This window comes from Streptococcus sp. 1343 (assembly GCF_013277355.1).
GTDB lineage: Bacteria > Bacillota > Bacilli > Lactobacillales > Streptococcaceae > Streptococcus > Streptococcus pseudopneumoniae.
The window spans coordinates 1-4,793 of the sequence record NZ_VMMT01000092.1 but is presented as its reverse complement, the minus strand read 5'-3'; the positions used below and the strand labels follow the sequence as shown (position 1 = coordinate 4,793).

Annotated in this window: 4 protein-coding genes, 1 pseudogene and 2 riboswitches; all 5 genes and pseudogenes read left to right on the top strand. The window is 38.0% G+C overall.

What is annotated here, in order from left to right; translation table 11 throughout:
• A pseudogene (locus tag HT709_RS11240) lies at positions 1–314 on the top strand (transposase); the annotation flags it as partial.
• Positions 315–605: 291 nt separating this feature from the next.
• Complete coding sequence (gene lctO / locus HT709_RS11235; RefSeq protein ID WP_023935767.1) at positions 606–1,742, top strand: L-lactate oxidase; 1,137 nt, start codon at positions 606–608, stop codon at positions 1,740–1,742.
• Between the two features lie 148 nt (positions 1,743–1,890).
• A riboswitch (TPP riboswitch) is annotated at positions 1,891–1,979 on the top strand.
• 216 nt (positions 1,980–2,195) lie between these two features.
• Positions 2,196–2,864, top strand: coding sequence for a TenA family protein (locus HT709_RS11230; protein ID WP_023935769.1), 669 nt, complete (start codon positions 2,196–2,198; stop codon positions 2,862–2,864).
• A gap of 128 nt (positions 2,865–2,992) precedes the next feature.
• A complete protein-coding gene (gene thiM, locus HT709_RS11225; RefSeq protein WP_000202469.1) occupies positions 2,993–3,775 on the top strand; it encodes a hydroxyethylthiazole kinase in 783 nt (260 codons plus the stop codon).
• Position 3,776: 1 nt separating this feature from the next.
• Complete coding sequence (gene thiE / locus HT709_RS11220; RefSeq protein ID WP_023935771.1) at positions 3,777–4,406, top strand: thiamine phosphate synthase; 630 nt, start codon at positions 3,777–3,779, stop codon at positions 4,404–4,406.
• Positions 4,407–4,614: 208 nt separating this feature from the next.
• A riboswitch (TPP riboswitch) is annotated at positions 4,615–4,703 on the top strand.
• Positions 4,704–4,793: the final 90 nt, after the last annotated feature.

Genomic DNA, 4,793 nt, shown 5'->3' with positions numbered 1-4,793 from the left:
TTATAGCTCCCATGATTTACAAGAACAGCAGGACAAGCGATTTCTTTGTGGAGTGGTTCAAAACGCAACTCCTGCCTGCTTTGAAGACACCTCATGTTATTATCATGGACAATGCTAGTTTTGATCCCAAGAACATTTTGGATGAACTCTGCATCCAAGATAAACACTTTTTCTTACCTCTACCGCCATATTCACCGGATTTGAATCCTATTGAGTAAGCTTGGGCTATCTTGAAAAAGAAAGTAACAGATTTATTAAGGGAAGTCCCAACTATTTTTGAATGGTTGGAACGCTTTTTAAAACTAAATGACTGATATAAGTCCATAGGCCCTATTAGAGGATGTTCTGGTGTCTTATTCACTTGTTTTTTATAGCATTAGTAGATAGAATCAGCAAATAAAAAAGTAGTTCAAATGCCTGGCAGCAAAAAATCTCAACGATTCACCTAATATAGACTAAAGTTTAGAGTTTAAGGAAAGTAGGGCTAATATATTGTATGAAAAATAAGATTGTTTTTAAGCAAAACTCTTGAAAATGATTGAAAAAAGAGTTATTATAGATGTATAGTAAAAAGCAAACGCTTACTTAATCAAGGAGGACAGTTTATGTCATACAAAACAAGCAATGCAGAAGGGCATGTAGATTTCATTAATACCTATGATTTGGAGCCAATGGCGCAACAAGTGATCCCTAAAGCAGCATTTGGCTATATTGCTAGTGGGGCAGAAGATACTTTCACTTTAAGAGAGAATATCCGTGCCTTTAACCACAAACTCATCGTTCCACATACGCTTTGCGATGTTGAAAATCCAAGTACAGAGATTGAATTTGCAGGTGAAAAACTATCCTCACCAATCATTATGGCGCCTGTTGCGGCTCATAAATTAGCGAATGAACAGGGTGAAGTGGCGACTGCGCGTGGTGTGCATGAGTTCGGTTCTCTTTATACAACCAGTTCTTACTCTACTGTTGACCTTCCAGAGATTTCTGAAGCCCTTCAAGGGACACCTCATTGGTTCCAATTTTACTTTAGTAAGGATGACGGTATCAACCGCCACATCATGGACCGTGTGAAGGCTGAAGGTTATAAAGCGATTGTCTTGACGGCAGATGCTACTGTAGGGGGCAATCGTGAGGTGGATAAGCGTAATGGTTTTGTCTTCCCAGTTGGCATGCCGATTGTTGAAGAATACCTGCCAGAAGGTGCTGGTAAATCAATGGACTTTGTTTACAAATCAGCTAAACAGCGCTTGTCTCCACGCGATGTAGAATTTATCGCTGAATACTCTGGACTTCCTGTCTATGTCAAGGGACCACAATGCCGTGAGGACGTTGAGCGTTCACTTGCTGCGGGAGCTTCTGGTATCTGGGTAACCAACCACGGTGGTCGTCAAATCGACGGTGGACCAGCTGCTTTTGACTCGCTTCAAGAAGTGGCAGAAGCAGTTGATAGACGTGTGCCAATTGTCTTTGACTCTGGTGTTCGTCGTGGTCAACACGTCTTTAAAGCCTTGGCTTCAGGAGCAGACTTGGTAGCTATTGGTCGCCCTGCTATTTATGGTTTGGCTCTTGGTGGTAGTGTTGGTGTGCGTCAAGTCTTTGAACACTTGAATGCGGAATTGAAGACAGTTATGCAATTGTCTGGAACTCAGACCATTGAAGATGTCAAACACTTCAAACTTCGTCACAACCCATACAACCCAACCTTCCCAGTTAACCCTCGTGACTTAAAATTGTATTGATAAAAGAGATTGCCTCCACTGAATGTGGAGGTTTTTCTTCGTGTATTGGAAGAATAAATCGCTATCAAAAACTATATAAAGATATTTTTCGGTCAAATATCTTGCTAGGGCTTTCAATTTCTGTTATAATGGTCTAGTAATTAAATAATAGAGACATTTGGGGTGCTTTAGGCTGAGATGATACCCATTGAACCTGATACAGTTAAGACTGGCGAAGGGAAATGTGAACAGTTTTTTCGTATGGTGAAATGAACGATCTAATCTTGTAAGTCAACTCTAATTCTTGATTGTAATTGGAGTTTTTTTGTTTATATAAAACTGGATAGGCTTGTTTAGGTAGCTCTCTGCAAATGCCCTCGGTGTTCTTTAAAAGGATCAAGTGGAATTACGATTTTACTTGGTATTTCTTGGTGTTTTATTAATTACTAACAAGTAAAGAGAGGAGAAGTAAATATGGAAACACAGGTTTATGCATTTCAGCCAGGTTTGACTGTTGGAGAATTATTAAAAAGCAGTCAGAAGGATTGGCAGGCTGCAATCAATCATCGTTTTGTTAAGGAACTTTTTGCGGGGACAATTGAGACTAAGGTCTTAAAAGACTACCTAATTCAAGATTATCACTTCTTTGATGCCTTCTTATCCATGTTGGGTGCTTGCGTAGCCCACGCAGACCAGCTTGAATCCAAGCTTCGTTTTGCCAAGCAATTAGGCTTTCTTGAAGCAGATGAAGATGGTTATTTCCAAAAGGCTTTCAAAGACTTAAAAGTATCTGAGAAAGACTATCTGGAAGTGACCTTGCACCCTGTAACAAAAGCCTTTCAGGATCTAATGTATTCGGCAGTGGCTTCATCAGACTATGCCCATCTTTTGGTCATGCTGGTCATTGCAGAGGGTCTCTATTTAGACTGGGGTTCTAAAGATTTGGCTCTTCCTGAAGCCTATATTCATTCGGAATGGATCAATCTCCACAGAGGTTCTTTCTTTGCAGAGTGGGTTCAATTTCTGGTTGACGAACTCAATCGTGTCGGAAAAGGTCGAGAAGATTTGACAGAACTTCAGCAACGCTGGAATCAAGCGGTCGCTTTAGAATTAGCCTTTTTTGACATTGGTTATGATGCCTAGAGAAAGTTCAGGATACTGACAAATTTGACGAGGTAAATCATTCAATGTAACTGAAAAAAATTCTCAACTAAAGATAGAGATAAATCGAAATCAGTAGATCGTATAAAGTGAAAAGGAAGGAATTCAATATGACAAGTTTAAAATTATTAAAAGAAAAAGCACCTTTGGTCATTTGCATCACCAATGATGTAGTAAAAAATTTCACAGCAAATGGATTAGTAGCACTGGGTGCGTCACCAGCTATGAGCGAGTACCCAGCAGACTTAGAAGATTTATTAAAATATGCTGGAGGATTATTGATTAACATTGGGACTTTAACGGATGAAAATTGGAAGCTGTATCAAGAGGCACTAAAAATTGCTGAAAAATATAATGTCCCTGCAGTATTAGATCCAGTAGCTTGTGGAGCAGGAGAATATAGAAAAAAAGTAGCAGATGATCTAATCAACAATTATAAACTAGCAGCGATTAGAGGAAATGCTGGCGAGATTGCCTCTTTAGTAGGAATAGATGTGGCATCTAAAGGAGTAGATAGTGCGGGCGTAGATAATATTGACGAAATTGCTCTAGCAGCAAATGAGAAGTTCAATATTCCAATAGTAGTAACAGGTGAAGTGGATGCCATTGCTGTTAATGGAGAAGTGGTAACGATTCATAATGGTAGTGCTATGATGCCGAAAGTCATTGGGACAGGATGCTTATTAGGAGCTGTAGTAGCAAGCTTTATCGGACTAGAAAAAGGTCAAGAATTGAAATCATTAGAAACAGCAATGTTGGTTTACAATATCGCTGGAGAAATAGCAGAAAAACGTCCAAATGGACATCTTCCTGGGACATTTAAAGTTGAATTTATAAATGCCTTATACGAGATTACAGATGAAGATGTAAAGGAATTCAAAAGAGTGAAGTAAGATGTTTCATAAAGAATTACTAAAACTATATTTTATTTGTGGAACGACTACTTGCCAAGGAAAAAATCTATATAGAGTCGTTGAGGAAGCCTTAAAAGGTGGTATAACCTTATTTCAATTTCGAGAAAAAGGGGAGGGAGCCTTAGAAGGTAAAGAAAAAGTCGAATTAGCAATTAAACTACAGGATCTTTGTAAAAAATACAATGTTCCATTTATCGTTAATGATGATATTGAGTTAGCATTGGAAATAGATGCTGATGGCGTACATGTAGGTCAAGATGACCTTGGTGTTGATGAAATTAGAAAATTGATGCCAGATAAAATAATTGGTCTTTCTATAAGAAACGAAGAAGAATTTCAACAATCAAAAGTTGAATATGTAGATTATGTAGGTGTTGGGCCTGTATTTGATACCCAGTCAAAAGATGATGTTGGTGGTGCTATAGGTTATGAAGGTCTTGAATTGATGAGAAAACTATTGCCACAAATGCCTTTAGTTGCAATTGGTGGGATACAGACGAAACATATTAAAGACATTATAAAGACCAATATGGATGGCGTTTCAATCATTTCGGCAATATCGTATGCAAAAAATATAGAAAAAACTGTTCGGGAAATGAGTGAACAATAGATATCTATCCTTGGATTCTAAGTAAGTAGGATTTTCCTTTTTTAAAAAGCTATGTCTAGATTCAGCTTGAATGGCTAATTCATCAAACAGGTCATTTGTTTTTTGCAAAAGAAAGATCTGCTGTCTTTGTGAGTGCAAGGCTGTATTTCCAGTTCAATTTCTTGAACTAGTATAAAATGTGTGTTATAATAATCACATAATTAAATAATAAAGGCATTTGGGGTGCTTTAGGCTGAGATGATACCCATTGAACCTGATACAGTTAAGACTGGCGAAGGGAAATGTGAAAAGTTTTTTTCGTATGTCGAAAAGAACGGTCTAATCTTGTAAGCTGAACTCTAATTCCTATCTGTAATTAGAGTTTTTTCTTATGGCTTCAAGCCAGTT